This is a genomic window from Intrasporangium sp. (assembly GCF_035280925.1).
GTDB lineage: Bacteria > Actinomycetota > Actinomycetes > Actinomycetales > Dermatophilaceae > Intrasporangium.
Genome location: NZ_DATEEY010000057.1, coordinates 1 through 2,644, shown reverse-complemented (window position 1 = coordinate 2,644; position 2,644 = coordinate 1). Strand labels below are relative to the sequence as shown.

Here is a 2,644-nt window from a genome sequence, read left to right as displayed (position 1 = left end):
CCTCCCCGACGACGACGCCGAGCGCGCGGTCGCCGAGGCCCGCATCGAGGAGATCGCCGCCGACGAGGGCCTGCGGGTCATCGCCTGGCGCGACGTACCGGTGACGCCCGACCTCGTCGGCCGCGCGGCCCGCGAGTGCATGCCCTTCTTCCGCCAGCTGTTCGTCGCCTCCGACGGCGGCCTGTCGGGGATCGCGCTCGACCGGGTGGCGTTCTGCCTGCGCAAGCGCGCCGAGCACGAAGCCGAGGTCTACTTCCCGTCGCTGTCGGCCCGCACCCTGGTCTACAAGGGCATGCTCACCACCGGTCAGCTCGAGCCGTTCTTCCCCGACCTGTCCGACGAGCGCTTCACCTCCGAGCTGGCGCTGGTGCACTCGCGCTTCTCGACGAACACCTTCCCGAGCTGGCCGCTGGCCCACCCGTACCGGCTGATCGCGCACAACGGCGAGATCAACACCGTCAAGGGCAACCGGAACTGGATGCGGGCGCGCGAGAGCCAGGTGCGCTCCGACGTCATCCCCGGCGACCTCGAGCGCATCTTCCCCATCTGCACCCCGGGCGCCTCGGACTCGGCGACCTTCGACGAGGTGCTCGAGCTGCTCCACCTCGGCGGCCGGTCGCTGCCGCACGCGGTGCTCATGATGATCCCGGAGGCCTGGGAGAACCACGAGTCGATGGACCGCGCCCGCCGGGCGTTCTACGAGTTCCACTCGACCTTCATGGAGCCCTGGGACGGGCCGGCCTGCGTGACCTTCACCGACGGCACCCTGATCGGCGCGGTCCTCGACCGCAACGGCCTCCGCCCCGGTCGGTACTGGGTGACCGCCGACGGTCTCGTCGTGCTCGCCTCCGAGTCCGGCGTCCTCGACATCGAGCCGGAGAACGTCGTCCGACGCGGCCGGCTCCAACCAGGGCGCATGTTCCTCGTCGACACCGCAGCGGGGCGGATCGTCGGGGACGAGGAGGTCAAGTCGTCGCTCGCGGCCGAGCACCCCTACGAGGAGTGGCTGCACGCCGGGCTCATCGAGCTCGGGGACCTGCCGGAGCGAGAGCACATCATCCACACCGCGTCGTCCGTGGCACGGCGACAGCGCACCTTCGGGTACACCGAGGAGGAGCTGAGGATCCTCATCGCGCCCATGGCGCGCACCGGTGCGGAGGCGCTGGGGTCCATGGGCACGGACACGCCCATCGCCGTGCTCTCCGAGCGCCCCCGCCTCGTCTTCGACTACTTCAGCCAGCTGTTCGCCCAGGTGACCAACCCTCCGCTGGACGCCATCCGCGAAGAGCTCGTCACGTCGCTCGCATCGGCGATCGGCCCCGAGGGCAACGTCCTCGCGGCCACCCCGGGGCACGCACGGCAGGTGGTCCTGCCGTTCCCGGTCATCGACAACGACGAGCTCGCCAAGCTCGTCCACATCAACGCCGACGGCGACCTTCCGGGCTACAGCACGGTCGTCGTCCGAGGTACCTACGACGTCCACGGCGGCGAGGCAGCGTTGCGGGCGCGGCTCCACGAGATCTTCGCCGAGGTCTCGGCCGCCATCGCCGGGGGAGCGCGCTTCGTCGTGCTCTCCGACCGCGACTCCGACCGCGACCTCGCCCCGATCCCGTCCCTGCTCCTCACCAGCGCCGTGCACCACCACCTCATCCGCGAGAAGACCCGCACCCAGGTCGGACTGCTCGTCGAGGCCGGCGACGTCCGGGAGGTCCACCACGTGGCGCTCCTCGTCGGGTACGGCGCCGCCGCGATCAACCCCTACCTCGCGATGGAGACCGTGGAGGACATGGTCCGGCACGGGGCCATCACCGAGGTCACCGAGGAGAAGGCGGTCGCGAACCTCATCAAGGCGCTCGGCAAGGGCGTGCTCAAGGTGATGTCCAAGATGGGCATCTCGACGGTCGCCTCCTACCGCGGAGCCCAGGTGTTCGAGGCGATCGGTCTGTCGCAGGACGTGGTCGACGAGTTCTTCACCGGGACGGTGAGCCAGCTGGGCGGGGTGGGGCTCGACGTCCTCGCCGAGGAGACGGCGGCGCGACACGGCATGGCCTACCCGGCGGACGGCATCCGGCAGGCCCACCGCAAGCTCCTCGTCGGCGGTGAGTACCAGTGGCGCCGGGAGGGCGAGCCGCACCTGTTCGACCCGGAGACGGTGTTCCGCCTCCAGCACGCGACCCGAGCGCGCCGCTATGACGTCTTCAAGCAGTACACCCGTCGGGTCGACGAGCAGGCCGGGCGACTGATGACCCTGCGCGGGCTCTTCCAGCTAGGCGGCGCCGAGCGACGCCCCCCGGTGCCCATCGAGGAGGTCGAGCCGGTCAGCGAGATCGTCCGGCGGTTCAACACCGGCGCGATGAGCTACGGCTCGATCAGCCAGGAGGCCCACGAGACCCTGGCGATCGCCATGAACCGCCTTCAGGCGCGCTCCAACACCGGCGAGGGCGGTGAGGACGTCGACCGCCTCATGGATCCGACGCGCCGTTCGGCGATCAAGCAGGTGGCGTCCGGGCGCTTCGGCGTGACGTCTCTCTACCTCACGCACGCCGACGACATCCAGATCAAGATGGCCCAGGGAGCCAAGCCCGGTGAGGGCGGCCAGCTCCCCGGGTCGAAGGTCTATCCCTGGGTGGCGCGCACCCGGCAC

General features: G+C 70.5%; 1 protein-coding gene. It reads left to right on the top strand.

Annotated elements, in window-relative coordinates:
* Positions 1 to 2,644: glutamate synthase central domain-containing protein (locus tag VJN29_RS05760; RefSeq protein ID WP_324142631.1), on the top strand; the 2,644-nt coding region annotated here is incomplete at both ends.